Origin of the sequence: Phenylobacterium sp., assembly GCF_020253645.1 — a bacterium.
GTDB lineage: Bacteria > Pseudomonadota > Alphaproteobacteria > Caulobacterales > Caulobacteraceae > Phenylobacterium.
This window is the reverse complement of the sequence record NZ_JADCBG010000046.1, coordinates 1-16,706: the sequence shown is the minus strand read 5'-3', so window position 1 is coordinate 16,706 and position 16,706 is coordinate 1. Positions and strand designations below refer to the sequence as shown.

The following is a 16,706-nucleotide window of genomic DNA, read 5'->3' as shown; positions in this document are numbered from 1 at the left end:
CTTGCGCGGGAAAGCCGCCTAAGACGGCGCTTTAATGAGCGGCATCGAACACGGTCTGAACGAGGTCCTGGGAAGAACCTTCCCGTTTCCCCGCCGGCATTTCCTCTCCGTTCTCGACCTGAACCCCGTCGATGTCGCAGCCCTGCTGGACCTCGCGGAGGGATTCGTAAGGCTGAACCGGCAGGCGGCCAAGTCGCTCGACCTGCTGAAGGGCCGGACCCTCATCAACCTGTTCTTCGAGAACTCCACCCGGACCCAGAGCTCCTTCGAGCTGGCCGCCAAGCGGCTGGGCGCCGACACGATCAACATGAGCCCCGGCGGCTCCTCCATCGCCAAGGGCGAGACCCTGATCGACACGGCGGTGACCCTGAACGCCATGCGGCCGGACATCCTGGTGATCCGGCACGCCGCCTCGGGCGCGGCCTCCCTGCTGGCGCAGAAGGTGTCGTGCTCGGTGATCAACGCCGGCGACGGACAGCACGAACACCCCACCCAGGCCCTGCTGGACGCCCTGTCCATGCGCCGCGCCTTCGGCCGCATTGCGGGGCTCCGGGTGGCCATCTGCGGCGACATCCTGCACTCGCGGGTCGCCCGCTCGAACGTCGGCCTGCTCCAGATGATGGGCGCCGAGGTCCGGCTGGTGGGCCCGCCCACCCTGATCCCCGCCCAGGCCGACCGCTGGGGGGTGCAGGTCTTCAACGACATGCGCCAGGGCATCGCCGGCTGCGACGTGGTGATGATGCTGCGCCTGCAGCTGGAGCGCATGGACGGCGCCTTCGCCCCCTCCCCGCGCGAGTACTTCCGCTTCTGGGGCCTGGACCGCGAGAAGCTGGGCGCCGCCGCCGATCACGTGAAGGTCATGCATCCCGGCCCGATGAACCGGGGCGTCGAGATCGACTCCGACGTGGCCGACGATCTGACCGTCTCGCTCATCCAGGACCAGGTCGAGATGGGCGTGGCCGCGCGGATGGCCATACTCGCCGCCCTGGCCGCACGGCTGGAGAACGCCTGATGCGCGCCGTGTGCATTTTCTGCGGCTCCAGCCCGGGCTTCCGCCCCGTCTATGCCGAGGCGGCGGCGCGAACCGGCCGGATCCTGGCGGAGCAGGGGCTGGCCATGGTCTTCGGCGGCTCGAAGGTCGGCCTGATGGGCGCCGCGGCCGACGCCGCCCTGGCCGCCGGCGGCGAGGTGTTCGGGGTCCTGCCCCGGGCCCTGGCGCGCAAGGAGCTGGAGCACGAGGGCCTGACCCGGCTCGAGATCGTCGAGACCATGCACCAGCGCAAGGCGCGCATGGCCGAACTCTCCGACGCCTTCATCGCCCTGCCCGGCGGCGCCGGCACCCTGGAGGAGGTCTTCGAGATCTGGACCTGGGGCCAGCTGGCCATCCACGCCAAGCCGGCGGCCTTTCTGAATGTCGACGGCTATTACGATCCCCTGCGCCGCTTCCTCGACCACTCCGTCGAGGAGGGTTTCGTACGCGAGACCCACCGCGACATGCTGGTCTTCGGCGAGGACCCGGCGCAGCTGCTGGAACACCTGGCCGGATATGTCGCGCCGGCCCAGGAGAAGTGGCTCGAAAGGTTCCAGCTGTGAGCGCCTCCGCCCACCGCCCCCTGGCCATCCTGAACGCGCGGATTCTCGACCCGGCGTCCGGCCTCGACGCCAGCGGGGCCCTCTTCGCCCGGGACGGAGTCATCGAGGCCGTCGTGGCCGGGTCCGATCCGGGCGCAGTCGGCCCGGACCATGAGGTCATCGACGCGGGAGGGTCGCTGCTGATCCCGGGTCTCGTCGACCTGCGCGCCAAGACCGGCGAGCCGGGCTTCGAGACCCGCGAGACCCTGCGCTCGGCCTCCGAGGCGGCGGCGGCGGGCGGCGTGACGACCTTCGTGGTCCAGCCCGACACGGATCCGGTGATCGACGAGGCCTCGGTGGTGGACTTCATCCGCCGCCGGGCGCGGGACTCCAGCCTGGTCAACATCCTGCCCGCCGGCGCCGCGACCCAGGGCTGCCTGGGCGAGCGCATGGCCGAGATCGGGCTGATGGCCGAGGCCGGCTGCGTCTATGTCACCGACGCCGATCGCCCGATCATGAACTCCAAGGTCATGCGGCGGGTGCTCGCCTATGCGAAGGGATTCGGCATGCTGGTGGCCCACCGCCCCGCCGATCCCTGGCTGAGCGAGGGCGCCGCCGCCACTTCCGGGGAGTTCGCCGGCCGGATGGGCCTGCCCAGCGCCCCGCCCGAGGCGGAGAAGATCATGCTGGAGCGGGACCTCGCCCTGGTGGAGATGACCGGCGCGCGCCTCCTGGCCGACCAGGTCACCACCGCCTGCGCCCTGGAATCGCTGGAACGCGGCAAGCGGCGCGGCCTGCCCGTCTTCGCCTCGACCTCGATCAATCACCTGACCTTCAACGAGATCGACATCGGCGACTACCGCACCTTCCTCAAGCTGGATCCTCCGGTCCGCAGCGAGGGAGACCGACAGGCTGTGATCGAGGCCCTGTCCAGTGGCCTGATCGACGTGGTCGTCTCGGCCCACGCCCCGGCCCCGCCCGAGGACAAGCGCCTTCCCTACTCGGAGGCGACCCCGGGGGCTGTCGGACTGCAGACCCTGCTCTCCGCCCTCCTGACCTTCCACCATGAGGGCCGGATCTCCCTGATGGACCTCATCGCCGCGGTAACCGTGCGGCCGGCCGATCTGCTGGGCCTGCCCTGCGGGCGGCTCTCCAGGGGCGCTCCCGCGGATCTCGTCCTGTGCGACCTCAATGCGCCGGTCGTCGTGGACCCGGATGTCCTGAAGTCCCGCTCCCGGAACACGCCCTTCGACGGCAGGCGGCTGCAGGGCGCCGTGCAGGGGACCTTTGTCGCCGGAAGGTCCGTGTTCCGGTCCTGAGCCCGCCCTGGGGCGAGAGAACATTTGACGAACACGCCGGGCCGTGCTTGTCTGGTTCGCGAGGGTGACGCGGGGGTGGCGGCGACCTAAACTGCACGGGCTGTTTGAGGAGCCCGCCCTGATGCCCAACGAACCTCTCGTCATCGCCGCCGTCATGGTCGGAGGATATCTCCTGGGATCGACGCCCTTCGGCGTGATCAGCATGAAGCTGGCCGGCGCCGGCGATCCGCGCGAGATCGGCTCGGGCAATATCGGAGCGACCAATGTCCTGAGATCCGGCCGCAAGGACCTTGCCCTGCTCACCCTTCTCGGGGACGGCGGCAAGGGCGCGCTGGCGGTGCTGGGCGCCTATCTCCTCACCCGCGGGGCGCCCGATGCGACCCGCCACATGATGGTGGCCCTGGCGGCGGGCTCGGCCTTCCTCGGCCACCTCTTCCCGGTGTTCCTGAGATTCAAGGGCGGCAAGGGGGTCTCGACCTTCTTCGGCACCCTGCTGGCGGCGTCCTTTCCGGTGGGCGCCGCCGCGGCGGCGACCTGGCTGGTCACAGCCGCCCTGTTCCGGATTTCGTCCCTGGCCGCCCTGACGGCGGCGGCCCTCGCCCCGATCTTCGCCCTCTTCGTCTTCCAGTCTCCCCACGCCCTCGTCACCCTGACCCTTTTCATGGGCGCCCTCATCTACGTGCGCCACCAGGACAACCTGCGTCGTATCCTCAAGGGCGAAGAGCCCCGCATCGGCGGTGCGCGCAAGCCTGCAGATCCTCCCGCCGGGGCCCCGTGACGGGGCGGCCAGCCGCCTTCAGACGAGACTGGCTGCGGCTGGCGCGAACGCCCAGCGTCGGCGCGGTGACCTTCCGCGAACTCTTGAGGCGTTTCGGCGATCCCAGCCTCGCACTGGAAGCCTTGCCCGACCTCGCCAGACGCTCGGGACGGGTCAGCCCCCTCTCTACGGCCTCGGTGAGCGCCGGTGAAGCGGAAATGGCCGCCGGGGACGCCCTGGGCGCCCGGCTCCTCCTGGCCTGCGATCCTGACTTCCCGCCGCTCCTGGCCGCCCTCGACCCACCGCCGCCCCTGGTCTGGGTGCTAGGCGATATCCGGCCGCTCGAGCGGACCTGCGTCGCCGTCGTGGGAGCCAGGGCGGCCTCCGCCCTCGGCCTGCGGTTCGCCGGAGCCCTGGCCGGAGAACTGGGCGCCGCCGGTCTGACCGTCATTTCGGGGCTGGCGAGGGGCGTCGACGGCGCCGCCCACCGCGGCGCTCTTGAGACCGGCACGGCGGCGGTCCTCGCTGGAGGCGTGGACGACGTCTATCCGCCTCAGCACGCCGATCTCTACCAGGAGATCCTCGAGGCCGGCGGATGCATTGTCTCCGAAGCCCCGCCCGGCCGGACGGCCTCGGCGGCGGACTTCCCGCGCCGCAACCGGATCATCGCCGGCCTCTCCCGCGCCGTTGTGGTCGTGGAGGCCGAACTCCGGTCCGGCTCCCTGATCACCGCCCGGCTGGCCGCGGAGATGGGCCGCGAAGTGCTGGCCGTCCCCGGATCGCCCCTCGACCCCCGCTCCCGTGGCGGCAACGACCTGCTCCGGCAGGGCGCCGCCGTCTGCGAAGGCGCGGAGGACGTGCTCCGGACCCTCTCCGGGCTGAACGGACTGTCGGATCCGGGGCTGGAATTCGACCCGCCGGCTCAGGTCGGGCTGGAAACCGATGGCCCCGGACGGGACACGACCCGGGACAGGGTCCTGCATCTCCTGTCGCCCTCTCCCGCCGCCCGTGATGAAATCGTTCGCCTTTCCGGGCTGTCCACCTCGGAAGTCAACGCCGCCCTCGCCGAGCTGGAGCTGGCCGGAGAGGTCGTCTTCACCGCCGGCGGCGGGGCGGCCCTCGCCTGATCCTGCAGCTTCCCGACCGGGCCAAGTTGACAGCCGGCCCTTCCGCAGCCCACTTTCCGCCCCCTTCACAGGGCCAGCGGCCCCCAAGGAACTGCATGCACCTCGTCATCGTCGAGAGCCCCGCCAAGGCCAAGACCATCAACAAGTACCTGGGGTCAGACTACAAGGTCCTGGCGAGCTATGGCCATGTCCGCGACCTGCCGCCCAAGGATGGCTCGGTCCGCCCGGACGAGGACTTCGCCATGTCCTGGGAGGTCGACGCCAAGGCCTCAAAGCGCCTGTCGGAAATCGCCGAGGCGGCGAAGGCGTCCGATCGCATCATCCTGGCCACCGACCCGGACCGCGAGGGCGAGGCCATCTCATGGCACGTCCTGGATGTGCTGCGTCAGAAGCGGGCGGTGAAGGACAAGCCTGTTGAGCGCGTGGTGTTCAACGCCATCACGAAGTCGGCGGTGACCGAGGCGATGAAGTCGCCGCGCCAGATCGACATGGAGCTGGTGGAGGCCTACCTGGCCCGCCGGGCCCTCGACTACCTGGTGGGCTTCAACCTCTCGCCTGTCCTCTGGCGCAAGCTGCCGGGCGCCCGTTCGGCGGGACGTGTGCAGTCCGTCGCCCTGCGGCTGGTCGTCGACCGCGAGATCGAAATCGAGCGCTTCGTCACCCGGGAGTACTGGACCGTCGAGGCGGACATGGCCTCCGCCGGCGCCCCCTTCACCGCCAGGCTGGCGGTGCACGAGGGCCGTAAGCTCGCCAAGTTCGACCTGCCCGACGCCGGCGCCGCAGACGCGGCCCTCAAGGCGGTGGAGGCCGGGGCCTTCACCATCTCCGCGGTGGAGAAGAAGCCCGCCCGTCGATCGCCCGCCCCGCCCTTCACCACCTCAACCCTGCAGCAGGAGGCGGCGCGCAAGCTCGGTTTTTCGGCCCAGCGCACCATGCAGGCGGCCCAGAAGCTGTACGAGGGCATCGACATCGGGGGCGAGACCGTCGGCCTGATCACCTACATGCGGACCGACGGCGTCCAGTCGGCGCCCGAGGCCCTGCAGGAGGCCCGGCAGGTCATCTCCGGCCTGTTCGGGGGGGATTATCTTCCGGAGGCCCCGCGCCAGTACCGGACCAAGGCCCGCAACGCCCAGGAGGCCCACGAGGCGATCCGGCCCACCAGCCTCGCCCGGAACCCTGGCTCCCTCCGGCTGGAGGGCGACCTCGGCCGCCTCTACGAGCTGATCTGGAAGCGGATGCTGGCCTCGCAGATGGAGTCGGCCCGGATCGAGCGGACGACGGTGGACCTCTCCACCCCCGATGGCCGGACCGGCCTGAGGGCGACGGGTCAGGTCATCCTCTTCGACGGCTACCTCAAGGTCTACGAGGAGGGACGGGACGATCCCGAGGACGAGGAAGGGGGCCGCCTGCCGGTCCTGAACGAGGGCGCCGTGGCGCAGGTGCGCAAGGCCAAGGCCGACCAGCACTTCACCGAACCGCCGCCGCGCTATTCCGAAGCCAGCCTGGTCCGGAAGATGGAGGAACTCGGGATCGGCCGGCCCTCGACCTACGCCTCCATCCTGTCGGTCCTGCGGGACCGCAGCTATGTGCGGATGGACAAGAACCGCTTCATCCCGGAGGACAAGGGGCGCCTGGTCACGGTTTTCCTGGAGTCCTTCTTCAACCGCTATGTCGAGTACGACTTCACGGCGGCGCTGGAGGAGAAGCTGGACCAGGTCTCGGCCGGCGACCTCGACTGGAAGGCCCTGCTCCGGGAGTTCTGGGGCGAGTTCCAGCCGGCCACCGCCGAGGTCCTCAAGCAGCCCACCCGCGACGTCATCGAGGCCCTGAACACCACCCTTGGCCCCTTCCTCTTCCCCGGCGAAGGGGGCAGGACCTGCCCAAAGTGCGGGACGGGCGAGCTTTCGCTCAAGCCCAGCCGGTTCGAACCCTTCATCGGCTGCTCCAACTACCCGGAATGCCGTTACACGCGGAAGTTCGGGCCGCCCTCCGAGGAAGGCGACGCGCCTTCGGGCGACCGCGAGCTGGGGACCGATCCGGAAACCGGCCTCACCGTCTTCCTGAAGTCCGGCAGGTTCGGGCCCTTCGTCCAGCTGGGCGAGGGAGAGAAGCCGAAGCGCGCCTCCCTTCCGAAGGGCTGGTCGCCTGAGGCCATGGACCTCGAAAAGGCGCTGCGTCTGTTGCGCCTCCCCCGCGAGGTGGGCCTGCACCCGGAGGATGGCGGCGTCATCCTGGCCGGGATCGGGCGCTATGGGCCCTTCGTCCAGCATGCGGGGGTGTACGCCAACCTGCCGGGCGTAGACGAAGTCTTCGAGGTGGGCGTCAACCGGGCCGTGAGCCTGCTGGCCGAGAAGAAGGCCGGCGGGCGGGGCGGCCGAGGCGCGGCGGCGGCCTTGCGCGAACTGGGCGCCCATCCCGGGGACGGCGCGCCGGTGCGGATCCTCGCCGGCCGCTTTGGCCCCTATGTCAAGCACGGGACGACCAACGCCAACATCCCCAGGGGCGAGGACGCCGAGACACTGACCCTGGAGGCCGCGGTGGCCCTGATCGCCGCCCGCGCCGGCAAGTCGCCCGCCAAGGGCACGGCGAAGACGGCGGCAAGGCCAAAGGCGCCGGCCAAGGCGAAGGCGGCCCCGAAGGCGAAGGCAAAGGCGAAAGCGGCGGCCAAGCCCAGGGGCGCGGCCGTCAGGAAGTCCTCACCGGAATCCTGAGAACCGGTCTAGTCTGCCTGCATGGCAAGACCCCGCCCCCCTCGCGGCCCCGGCCGCGGCGCCCATCGTGCGCCCCGATCCACAAGCCGCCCGCCGCAGGGCCTGCCGGACCGCGCCACCCTCATCGCCTTCATCCGTGAGTCCGGGGAGGCCGACCGGTCCGACATTGCCCGCGCCTTTGGCCTGAAGGGCGCCGACCGGATCGCCCTGCGGGACATGCTGCGTGACCTGCAGGACTCCGGCGAGCTAGGCCGTCGCGGACGCAAGGGCGTCGCCCTTCCCGGCGAGTTACCGCCGGTCGGCGTCGCCGAGGTGATCGAACGGGATACGGACGGCGAGCTGATGGTTCGCCTGACCAAGGGCGAGGACGCCCCACTGGTGCGCCTTGCGCCGGACCCCAGCGAGGCCGCCGCCGGGGCTCCCGGCGTCGGCGACCGCCTTCTGGTCCGGTTTGAGCGGACCGAGGCGGGAGAGGTCGAGGCCCGGCTGATCAAGCGCCTGGGCGCGGCCGTCCACCGGATGCTTGGCGTCGTGCGCAAGTCGGCGCGGCAGGTCCGGGTCGAGCCTGTCGACCGGCGCTCGAAGGACCAGGTGCTCATCGAGGGCGCGGGCCCGACGGGCCTGAGGGACGGCGACCTGGTGGTGGCCCGCCTGACCCCCGGAGGCAGGCGGTTCGGCCTCCACCGCGGCGAGATCCTGGAGCGCGTAGGCCGGGAGGACGATCCGCGGGCCGCCTCCCTGATCGCCATCCACGCCCACGGGATACCCACCGGCTTCCCCGAGGCCGCAGAGGCCGAGGCGGAGGCCGCCCGCGAGGCGGACCTCTCCGGCCGCGAGGACCTGCGCGCCCTGCCCCTCGTGACCATCGATCCGCCGGACGCCCGGGATCACGACGACGCGGTCTACGCCGAACCCGACGCAGACGCGGGCAACCCGGGCGGCTGGGTGGTGTGGGTGGCCATCGCCGACGTCGCCGCCTATGTCCGGCCGGGTTCGGCTCTGGACCGCACCGCCCGGGACAAGGGCAACAGCGTCTATTTCCCCGACCGGGTGGAGCCCATGCTGCCGGAGCGCCTCTCTGCAGGGCTCTGCAGCCTCCGCGCCGGCGAGAACCGGGCCTGCCTGGCGGTACGGATGGTCTTTGACGCCAGCGGGCGGAAGACAGGTCACCGCTTCGTCCGGGGCCTGATGCGGTCTGCGGCCAAACTCTCCTACGAGCAGGCGCAGGCGGCCATCGACGGACAGACGGACGATACCACCGGGCCGCTCCTGGACGGGGTGCTGAAGCCCCTCTACGCCGCTTACGCCGTCATGCTGGCGGCGCGGCGCAGACGCTCTCCCCTGGCCATCGAGAGCCCCGAGCGGCGGATCCTGATGGACGCCGAGGGCCAGATCACCGCCATCCGGGCGCGGGCGGTGCTGCCTGCGCACCAGCTCATCGAAGAGATGATGATCCAGGCCAATGTCTGCGCCGCCCAGACCCTTGAGGCTCGCAAGACGCCGCTGATCTACCGGGTCCACGACACCCCCAGCCAGGAGAAGGTCCACGCCCTGGCCGACTTCCTGGCGACCCTGGGCCTGCCCTGGTCCAAGGGCGAGGCGCCCCGCACCGACCGGTTCAACAGACTGCTGGAAGAGACCCGCGAGAGCCCCAGCGCAGCGATCATCAACGAGGTGGTGCTGCGCAGCCAGATGCAGGCCATCTACGACACCGACAACATCGGCCACTTCGGCCTGAACCTCGACCGCTACGCCCATTTCACCTCGCCGATCCGCCGGTACGCCGACCTCATCGTCCACCGGGGCCTGATCCGCGCCCTGGGACTGGGGGAGGACGGCCTGACCGACCGCGACATCGCCCAGCTGAAGGGCACCGCCGAGATGATCACGGCGGCGGAGCGGCGGGCCATGGCGGCGGAGCGCGACGCCATCGATCGCTATGTCGCCGCCTTCCTCGCCGACCGGGTCGGCGCGACCTTCACCGGGCGGATCAGCGGCGTCACCCGGTTCGGCCTGTTCATCCGCCTGGACGAGACCGGCGCCGACGGCCTCGTTCCCATCTCGCGCCTTGGGGGCGAGTTCTTCGTCCACGACGAGACGTCGCACGCCCTGGTGGGCGAGCGGTCCGGCGCCCACTGGCCCCTTGGACTGCCTGTCGAGGTACGGTTGGTGGAGGCGACGCCGGTGACCGGAGGGCTGCTCTTCGACATGCTGAGCGACCCCGTGCAGGGGACCCCGCCTCCGCCCCGGGGGCGCGGGCCGCGGCGCCCGGGGGCCATGGACGCCCGGAGGAAGGGGGGACCTCCGCCGGGTGTGCGCAAGGGAAGGCGGCGATGAGGACCTCAAGGTTTCCGTGAGGTCGCGCTTGCGGCAGGGACGGCAAGGCCTAAACTCCGCAGATGACCGACGCCTTGCAACCCGACCGCACAGTTGAACGTACGCCCATGCGCCCGGAGGGGGCCAAGGCCGTCCGTCCGCGCAACGCCGCCACCCTGTTCATCATCCGCAGGGATGGGCCCCGACCCCGGGTCCTTATGGGCAAGCGGCATGGCGGGCATAACTTCATGCCCAACCTCTGGGTCTTCCCGGGCGGTCGGATTGACCGGGCCGACTTCCGCGCTCCCGCCGCGACGGACCTTCGCCCCGAGGTCGCGGGCAAGTTCGAAGCCTACATGCCGCTGACCAAGGGGCGCGCCCTGGGCAAGGCGGCCATCCGCGAAACCTGGGAAGAGGCGGGCCTGCTTCTGGGCCGCCCCACGGAGCCGCGTCCGATCGCCGGCCCCTGGCGGGAGTTCCTGGAACAGGGCGTGCAGCCGGACCTTGAGGCCCTGTCGATCATCTACCGGGCGGTGACCCCGCCCAATGTCGGCAAGCGCTTCGACACATGGTTCCTCATGGCGGACGCCGAACGGCTGGTCAGCCTGGAGCGACAGCCGGACTGCGGCGAACTTGAAGAGATCGCCTGGTTCGAGCTGGAGGACGCCCTTGAGCTTCCCCTGCCCACAGTCACGCGCGCCGTGATCCAGGAGACCCGGGAGCGCCTGGACAACCCGAACCGGCCGATTCCCTACATGCGCTTCCGCATGGGCCCCGCCCGGCCCCGGGAACTCTAGGCACATTGACTTTGCGCCGGGGATTCGTATTTTCCCGCGCTCTTTACGAACCCTGCCGGCGTGCCCGGCCCCGCGAGGACCGACCATGGCGAAGCCCGCCTCCATCAAGATCAAGCTGAACTCGTCGGCCGACACCGGGTTCTACTATGTGACCAAGAAGAACGCGCGGACCATGACCGAAAAGCTGGTCCTGAAGAAGTACGACCCCATTGCGCGCAAGCACGTGGAGTTCCGTGAAGGCAAGATCAAGTAAGCCGTCAAAGGCCTCCGACCATGAAAGCGCCCGGCACTGGCCGGGCGTTTTTCGTTTGCGGGTAGCCTCGCCTCAACTCCGAGGGGTGTGGATCACCACCCGGTTGCGACCGGCGGACTTGGCCTCGTAGAGCGCCTCGTCGGCCCGGCGAAGCAGGGACTCCGGGCGATCCTCAGCGCCGTCGCTGGCGGAGACCCCCACGGAGACCGAGACTGGAATCTCCTGGTCGCCAGAGACGAAGACCTTGCCGGAGATCTCCTCGCGGATACGTTCGGCGACCCGCGCCGCATCGCTCAGGCGCGTGCCAGGCATGACGACCACGAATTCCTCTCCGCCGTAGCGGCAGGGCAGGTCGATGGCGCGGACGCTGGCGGCGAGGCGAACGGCCACCTCTCGCAGAACCTCGTCGCCCAGGACATGACCCCAGGTGTCGTTGACATGCTTGAAGTGATCAATGTCGAGCATCAGGAGGGCGACCGGCTCGATCCCGGGGGCGAGGCGCTCGAACAGGACGTCCAACTGACCCATCATGTAACGGCGGTTGTTGAGCCCGGTCAGGGGATCGATGACCGCAAGCTCCATGGACTGGGCGACGGTGTCTCGAAGATAGTCGGCATAGCGCTTGCGCCGGATCAGAGCCCGGACCCGGACGCGGAGCTCGAGGGGATCGAAGGGTTGGGGAAGAAGATCATTGACCCCGAGATCGAGAGCCTTGAGCAACCGGCTGCGATCCGACGGGTTCACGACCGCGAGGATCGGCGCCTGGCGGGAGTGATCCCCCGAACGGAGCCCGGCGACCAGCCTCAGGGCGTCGAAGCTCGTACTGCCGACATTGATCACGGCCAGATCGATCGGACCCCGGGCGGACTGGAGCGCCTTGGCGGGATCGGTCTCGATGACCGGCCGATGCTCGGAGGCGAGGTCATGGGCCAGGGCCATCGCCTCTTCCCGATCGTCATCGATCACCAGGATCCGGCCGCCCGACGCCCCGAGGCGTGAGCCCGGCATGGGGGTCATGCCCAGACGGCGACTGGTGTCCTCACGCTCCCGCAACTCGTCGATCATGACCTTCAGCCGCGCCAGGCTGCGAAGGCGCGCGAACAGGACGACATCATCGAACGGTTTGGACAGAAACTCGTCGGCGCCCGCCTCAAGTCCCTCGAGACGCGCCTCACGGCCGTCGAGATCCGTCAGGAGGACAACCGGAATGTGCTTCAGACGAGGATCCGCCTTGAAGAGACGACAGGCCTGCAGCCCGTCCATGCCCGGCATCAGGAGGTCCAGAAGGACGATGTCCGGCGGATCCTGGGCGGCGATCTGAAGGGCGCTCGCCCCATCCGGAGCCGTCGTGACCTGATAGTACTCGGCGACGAGCTTGGCTTCGAGGACGCAGCGACTCGCCTCCACATCATCGACCAGAAGAACCCGTGCGGTCATGGCCTAGTCCAGCAGCCGGCGAATGGTCTCAAGAAAGCCCGACACGGAGATGGGCTTGGCGATGTAGGCCTCGCAGCCCCCCTGGCGAATGCGCTCTTCGTCGCCCTTCATGGCGAAGGCGGTCACGGCGACCACGGGTATCGAACAGAGTTCCTCGTCTTCCTTGAGCCACTTGGTCACCTCTAGGCCCGAGATCTCCGGCAACTGGATGTCCATCAGGATGAGGTCAGGCCGCTCTTCCCGGGCGATGGTCAGCGCCTCCAGGCCTTCTCGGGTCTGGAGGGTCTGATAGCCCTGAGCGTCGAGCAGATCATGAAAGAGCTTCATGTTCAGCTCGTTATCCTCGACGATGAGGACCTTCTTGGGCATCCGTTTCCCAGCCTGAAATCGCTCCGCCGGACCCGTCCGGAAGACCGTTCGCAGACGGCTATCCCACGGATATCCTTAAGCACGTGTTAGCCGAGCCCCTGATCATGACATTTACCTCGCCCGATCACCCGACACCCGACCTCAGGGACCTGGGACTCCGTACGGACCGCCCGCTGCTGATCGTCGACGTGGATGAGGTGCTGGGCCTCTTCATGGAGGGGTTTGCGCGGTACCTGGCGACCCACGGCTTTGAAATGCGCTTTGATCGCTTCGCCCTGTTCCAGAACATCTACCGGCCGGGCGAGGACCGGCACATCGACATCGAGACCGGCCAGGCGCATTTCCAGACCTTCTTCCGGGATGCCGTTGAGGACATGCCGGTGGCGGAAGGCGGGCCGCAGGCGCTGGCGCGGCTGTCCCGGCGGGCGGACATCGTGATCCTGACCAATGCGCCGGGCCAGGCGCTGGAGGGGCGGAGGCGATGGCTGAAGACCCACGGCATGGACTATCCGCTGCTTGTCAACAGCGGCCTGAAGGGCCCGGTGGCGGCGGGGCTGGCCGCGCAGGCCGACGGCCCGTGCGTCTTCATCGACGACATGATTCCGAACCTCGACTCCGTCGCCGAGCACGGCCCCGAGATCTCCCGGTTCCAGACCGTCGCCGACATCCGGCTTCGCCCGATGGCGCCGAGCCGGCCGGACCTGCATCCCCGCGTCGACGGCTGGGACGCGCTTGAGACCGCCATCCTCGCGGCGCTGGAGCCCAAGGCCCGATGATCGCCTTCGGGCTCGACCTCGGCGGAACCAAGATCGAGGCGGCGGCTCTCGCGCCGGAGGGCGGCTTCCTCGCCCGGGTGCGGCGCCCGACGCCCGGGGGCTACGAGGCGGGCCTGGAGGCCGTCGCCGAGGCCCTGGAGGAGGCTGAGCGGCAGGCCGGCGCGCAGGCCGAGCGGCTGGGGGTCGGCGGCCCGGGATCCGTCAACCCTCGCACCGGCTGGATCCGCAACGCCAATTCGACCTGGCTGAACGGAAGGCCCTTCCCGGAAGATCTCGCCCGGCGGCTGGGACGGCCGGTGCGCTACGCCAACGACGCGGACTGTCTCGCGACCTCCGAAGCCCGGGACGGCGCGGCTGAAGGCGCGGGATCGGTCTTCGCCGTGATCCTGGGGTCGGGGCTGGGGGGCGGGCTGTGGCTGCGCGACGGCCTGGTCGGCGGCGCCAACGGCATCGCCGGCGAGTGGGGACATAGCCCCCTGCCCGCTCCCGAGGCCCCGGAGAGGCCGGGACCGGCCTGCTGGTGTGGCCGAAGGGGCTGCCTCGAGACATGGCTGTCCGGACCGGGGCTCGCCAGGGACGACGGCCGGTCGCTTACGGCGAAGGCGGTGGCCCTGCAGGCGGCGGGAGGGGACCCCCACGCCGCCGCAACACTGGACCGTCATGCGGATCGCCTGGCGAGGGGGCTGGGCTGGGTGGTGAACCTGCTGGACCCGGAAGTGATCATCCTGGGCGGCGGCGTCGGCGGGATCCCGGGCCTGGCGGAAGGCCTGGAGGCCCGGATCCGCCCCCACGTCTTCGCCGACGACTGGCGTTGCGCGGTGGTCCGGCCGAGGTTCGGCGACTCCTCGGGCGTCCGCGGGGCGGCCTGGCTGTGGGACCGGTGAAGGCCCTCTGCCGCGACTGCCTGACGCCGGCCCCGCCGGCGGCGCGATGCCCCGCCTGTGGTTCGCCGCGGATGGCCGCCCATCCTGAGCTGGACGGGCTGTCCATCGCCCACATCGACTGCGACGCCTTCTACGCCTCGGTGGAGAAGCGGGACCGGCCCGAGCTGCGGGACCGGCCGGTGATCGTCGGCGGCGGACGGCGCGGGGTGGTGACGACCTGCTGCTACATCGCCCGGACCTTCGGCGTCCGCTCGGCCATGCCGATGTTCAAGGCCCTGGCCGCCTGCCCCCAGGCGGTGGTCCTGCCGCCGGACTTCCCGCGCTACCGGGCGGAGAGCCGTCGCCTCATGGACATGATGCGCGACCTCACACCGCTGGTTCAGCCCCTGTCCCTGGACGAGGCCTGGCTGGACCTGTCCGGGACCGAGCGCCTGCACGGCGCCCCGCCCGCCCTGACCCTGGCCCGCCTGCAGTCGCGGATCGAGGCTGAAACAGGCCTGACCGTCTCGGTGGGGCTCGCACCGAACAAGTTCCTGGCCAAGATCGCCTCTGACCTGGACAAGCCCCGGGGATTCTCGGTGATCGGAGCCGCGGAGGCGCAGGACTTCCTGGCCGGGCGGCCTGTCCGCCTGCTCCCGGGGGTGGGGCCGGTGATGGCGCGGAGCCTGGAGCGGGCCGGGTTCGAACGGATCGGGCAGCTCGCCCGCGCCGATGTCCGCACCCTCGCCGCACGGTTCGGGGAGTTCGGCCTGCGCCTCCACGCCATGGCCCGGGGCGAGGACGCCCGCGGCGTGAACCCCGGGCAGGCGCGCAAGTCGATCAGCGCGGAGACCACCTTCGAGGCCGACCTACGGACACCGGAGGACCTCGATGGCCATCTGGTCCACCTTGCCGAGCGGGTGGCCCGGCAGGCGCGCGCCGCAGGCCAGGCGGGCCGTGTCGCCACCCTGAAGCTCAAGGGAGCGGACTTCCGGATCCTGACCCGACGACGCACCCTGGAGGCGCCCACGCAAACTGCGCGAACCCTGATCGCCGCGACCCGGCTGCTCCTGGCCACGGAGCTGTCGACGGGCGGCGGGCGGGCCTTTCGTCTGGTCGGGGTGGGCCTGTCGGACCTCTCGGACTCCGCCGGGTCGGCAGACCTTTTCGCAGCTGACGATCCCCGCGCCCTGGCGGCTGAACGCGCCGCCGACGCGATCCGGGCGCGATTCGGTCCATCGGCCCTTGGATCTGGTCGTGATCTTGCGAGCCGTCGACCCCGGGGTCGGGACTGACCCAGCGCCGTTCGGCCTCCAACGCAGGTGTGGAAAACCCGGGCGCCGGCCTGCGCCCGGCCGCGCGGCTCTGTGAAGCCTCTTTCATTCCTGAGGGGTTGGCATATCTAATCTGAGTCTGGAGGACGCCGTCTGCGGGCGCCCGAGGAGTGGATGGGGATGGCCGAGCGTAAGCAGGGGGATCAGGGCACGGGGGATCGCTCTGCGGTGATCACCCAGACCAAGACACGCACCCAGCGGCCGTCGATGTACCGGGTCCTGATCCTGAACGATGACTACACGCCGATGGAGTTTGTGGTCTACGTCCTGGAGCAGTACTTCCATAAGTCGCGTGAAGAGGCGACGCGGATCATGCTGCACGTCCATCAGACGGGCGTCGGGGTCTGCGGCGTGTATACCTATGAAGTCGCCGAAACCAAGGTGGCGCAGGTGATCGACACCGCCCGCCGTCACCAGCACCCCCTGCAGTGCACCATGGAAAAGGACTAGCGACCGTGCCGTCATTCTCGCGCCAGCTCGAAGAGTCCCTGCACAGGGCCGTCGCCTTCGCCAACCAGCGGAAGCACGAATACGCGACCCTGGAGCATCTGCTCCTGTCCCTCACCGAGGACGAGGACTCCGTCGGGGTGATGAAAGCCTGCGACGTCGACCTCGATGTCCTGAAGACCACCCTCACCAACTACGTGGACAACGAGCTCAAGTCCCTCGTGGTCGACGATGGCGAGGACGCCAAGCCCACCCCCAGCTTCCAGCGGGTGATCCAGCGGGCCGTGATCCACGTCCAGTCCTCCGGACGCGATGAGGTCACCGGCGCCAACGTGCTGGTCGCCATCTTCTCCGAGCGCGAGAGCCATGCGGCCTATTTCCTGCAGGAGCAGGAGATGACGCGGTATGACGCGGTCAACTACATCGCCCACGGGATCGCCAAGAAGGCTGGCGCCAGCGAGGCCAAGCCGGTCAAGGGCTCTGAGGAGGAGGAGAAGGCGGCGGTCAAGACGGGCGGCGAGGCCCTCGACGCCTACTGCGTGAACCTCAACGAGAAGGCCAAGCAGGGCAAGGTCGACCCCCTGATCGGTCGTTCGGCTGAAGTCGAGCGCTGCATTCAGATCCTCTG

At 69.8% G+C, this 16,706-nt stretch carries 16 protein-coding genes; 14 read left to right on the top strand and 2 right to left on the bottom strand.

Annotated features, from left to right (window positions below; all coding sequences use genetic code 11):
• Window positions 1–34: 34 nt before the first annotated feature.
• The 9 genes from INE98_RS03600 (at window position 35) to rpmG (ending at window position 10,852) form a co-directional block, all read left to right on the top strand.
• A complete protein-coding gene (locus INE98_RS03600) occupies window positions 35–1,012 on the top strand; it encodes an aspartate carbamoyltransferase catalytic subunit (protein WP_293536645.1) in 978 nt (325 codons plus the stop codon).
• Entirely contained in the window at window positions 1,012–1,593 is a 582-nt protein-coding gene (locus tag INE98_RS03595; RefSeq protein WP_293536643.1) for a TIGR00730 family Rossman fold protein, read from the top strand. The genes INE98_RS03600 and INE98_RS03595 overlap by 1 nt, the downstream gene beginning before the upstream one ends.
• Window positions 1,590–2,891, top strand: a complete 1,302-nt coding sequence (gene pyrC, locus INE98_RS03590; RefSeq protein ID WP_293536641.1) for a dihydroorotase — start codon at window positions 1,590–1,592, stop codon at window positions 2,889–2,891. Before INE98_RS03595 ends, pyrC begins: the two co-directional genes overlap by 4 nt.
• 121 nt (window positions 2,892–3,012) lie before the next feature.
• The gene (gene plsY / locus INE98_RS03585; protein ID WP_293536639.1) at window positions 3,013–3,669 is read left to right on the top strand and encodes a glycerol-3-phosphate 1-O-acyltransferase PlsY; all 657 of its coding nucleotides are present in this window, start codon (window positions 3,013–3,015) and stop codon (window positions 3,667–3,669) included.
• Complete coding sequence (dprA, locus tag INE98_RS03580; protein WP_293536637.1) at window positions 3,666–4,775, top strand: DNA-processing protein DprA; 1,110 nt, start codon at window positions 3,666–3,668, stop codon at window positions 4,773–4,775. Before plsY ends, dprA begins: the two co-directional genes overlap by 4 nt.
• A 95-nt stretch (window positions 4,776–4,870) precedes the next feature.
• Complete coding sequence (topA, locus tag INE98_RS03575; protein WP_293536636.1) at window positions 4,871–7,486, top strand: type I DNA topoisomerase; 2,616 nt, start codon at window positions 4,871–4,873, stop codon at window positions 7,484–7,486.
• A 21-nt stretch (window positions 7,487–7,507) separates the two neighbouring features.
• Window positions 7,508–9,823 carry a ribonuclease R gene (gene rnr / locus INE98_RS03570; RefSeq protein ID WP_293536635.1) on the top strand — a complete coding sequence of 772 codons (2,316 nt, stop codon included), beginning with the start codon at window positions 7,508–7,510 and terminating at the stop codon, window positions 9,821–9,823.
• A 62-nt stretch (window positions 9,824–9,885) separates the two neighbouring features.
• Complete coding sequence (locus INE98_RS03565; protein ID WP_293536634.1) at window positions 9,886–10,599, top strand: NUDIX hydrolase; 714 nt, start codon at window positions 9,886–9,888, stop codon at window positions 10,597–10,599.
• An 85-nt stretch (window positions 10,600–10,684) separates the two neighbouring features.
• The gene (gene rpmG / locus INE98_RS03560) at window positions 10,685–10,852 is read left to right on the top strand and encodes a 50S ribosomal protein L33 (RefSeq protein ID WP_110449769.1); all 168 of its coding nucleotides are present in this window, start codon (window positions 10,685–10,687) and stop codon (window positions 10,850–10,852) included.
• 72 nt (window positions 10,853–10,924) lie between these two features.
• Here rpmG and INE98_RS03555 read toward each other — a convergent pair whose 3' ends face one another.
• Both INE98_RS03555 and INE98_RS03550 read right to left on the bottom strand, forming a co-directional pair.
• Window positions 10,925–12,289, bottom strand: a complete 1,365-nt coding sequence (locus INE98_RS03555; RefSeq protein WP_293536633.1) for a PleD family two-component system response regulator — start codon at window positions 12,287–12,289, stop codon at window positions 10,925–10,927.
• A 3-nt stretch (window positions 12,290–12,292) separates the two neighbouring features.
• Entirely contained in the window at window positions 12,293–12,658 is a 366-nt protein-coding gene (locus INE98_RS03550) for a response regulator (RefSeq protein ID WP_293536631.1), read from the bottom strand.
• Window positions 12,659–12,741: 83 nt separating this feature from the next.
• Here INE98_RS03550 and INE98_RS03545 point away from each other — a divergent pair, with 83 nt between their 5' ends.
• The 5 genes from INE98_RS03545 to INE98_RS03525 all read left to right on the top strand — a co-directional run.
• Window positions 12,742–13,434: a hypothetical protein gene (locus INE98_RS03545; RefSeq protein ID WP_293536630.1), complete on the top strand. Its 693-nt coding sequence runs from the start codon at window positions 12,742–12,744 to the stop codon at window positions 13,432–13,434.
• Window positions 13,431–14,318 (top strand): ROK family protein, encoded by an 888-nt coding sequence (locus INE98_RS03540; RefSeq protein WP_293536628.1) that lies wholly within the window; start codon window positions 13,431–13,433, stop codon window positions 14,316–14,318. Before INE98_RS03545 ends, INE98_RS03540 begins: the two co-directional genes overlap by 4 nt.
• Window positions 14,315–15,592: a DNA polymerase IV gene (locus tag INE98_RS03535; protein WP_293536626.1), complete on the top strand. Its 1,278-nt coding sequence runs from the start codon at window positions 14,315–14,317 to the stop codon at window positions 15,590–15,592. The genes INE98_RS03540 and INE98_RS03535 overlap by 4 nt, the downstream gene beginning before the upstream one ends.
• A 159-nt stretch (window positions 15,593–15,751) precedes the next feature.
• Window positions 15,752–16,081, top strand: a complete 330-nt coding sequence (clpS, locus tag INE98_RS03530; protein WP_110449765.1) for an ATP-dependent Clp protease adapter ClpS — start codon at window positions 15,752–15,754, stop codon at window positions 16,079–16,081.
• A 5-nt stretch (window positions 16,082–16,086) separates the two neighbouring features.
• A partial coding sequence (locus tag INE98_RS03525) for a Clp protease N-terminal domain-containing protein (RefSeq protein ID WP_293536624.1) occupies window positions 16,087–16,706 on the top strand: 620 nt, incomplete at its 3' end.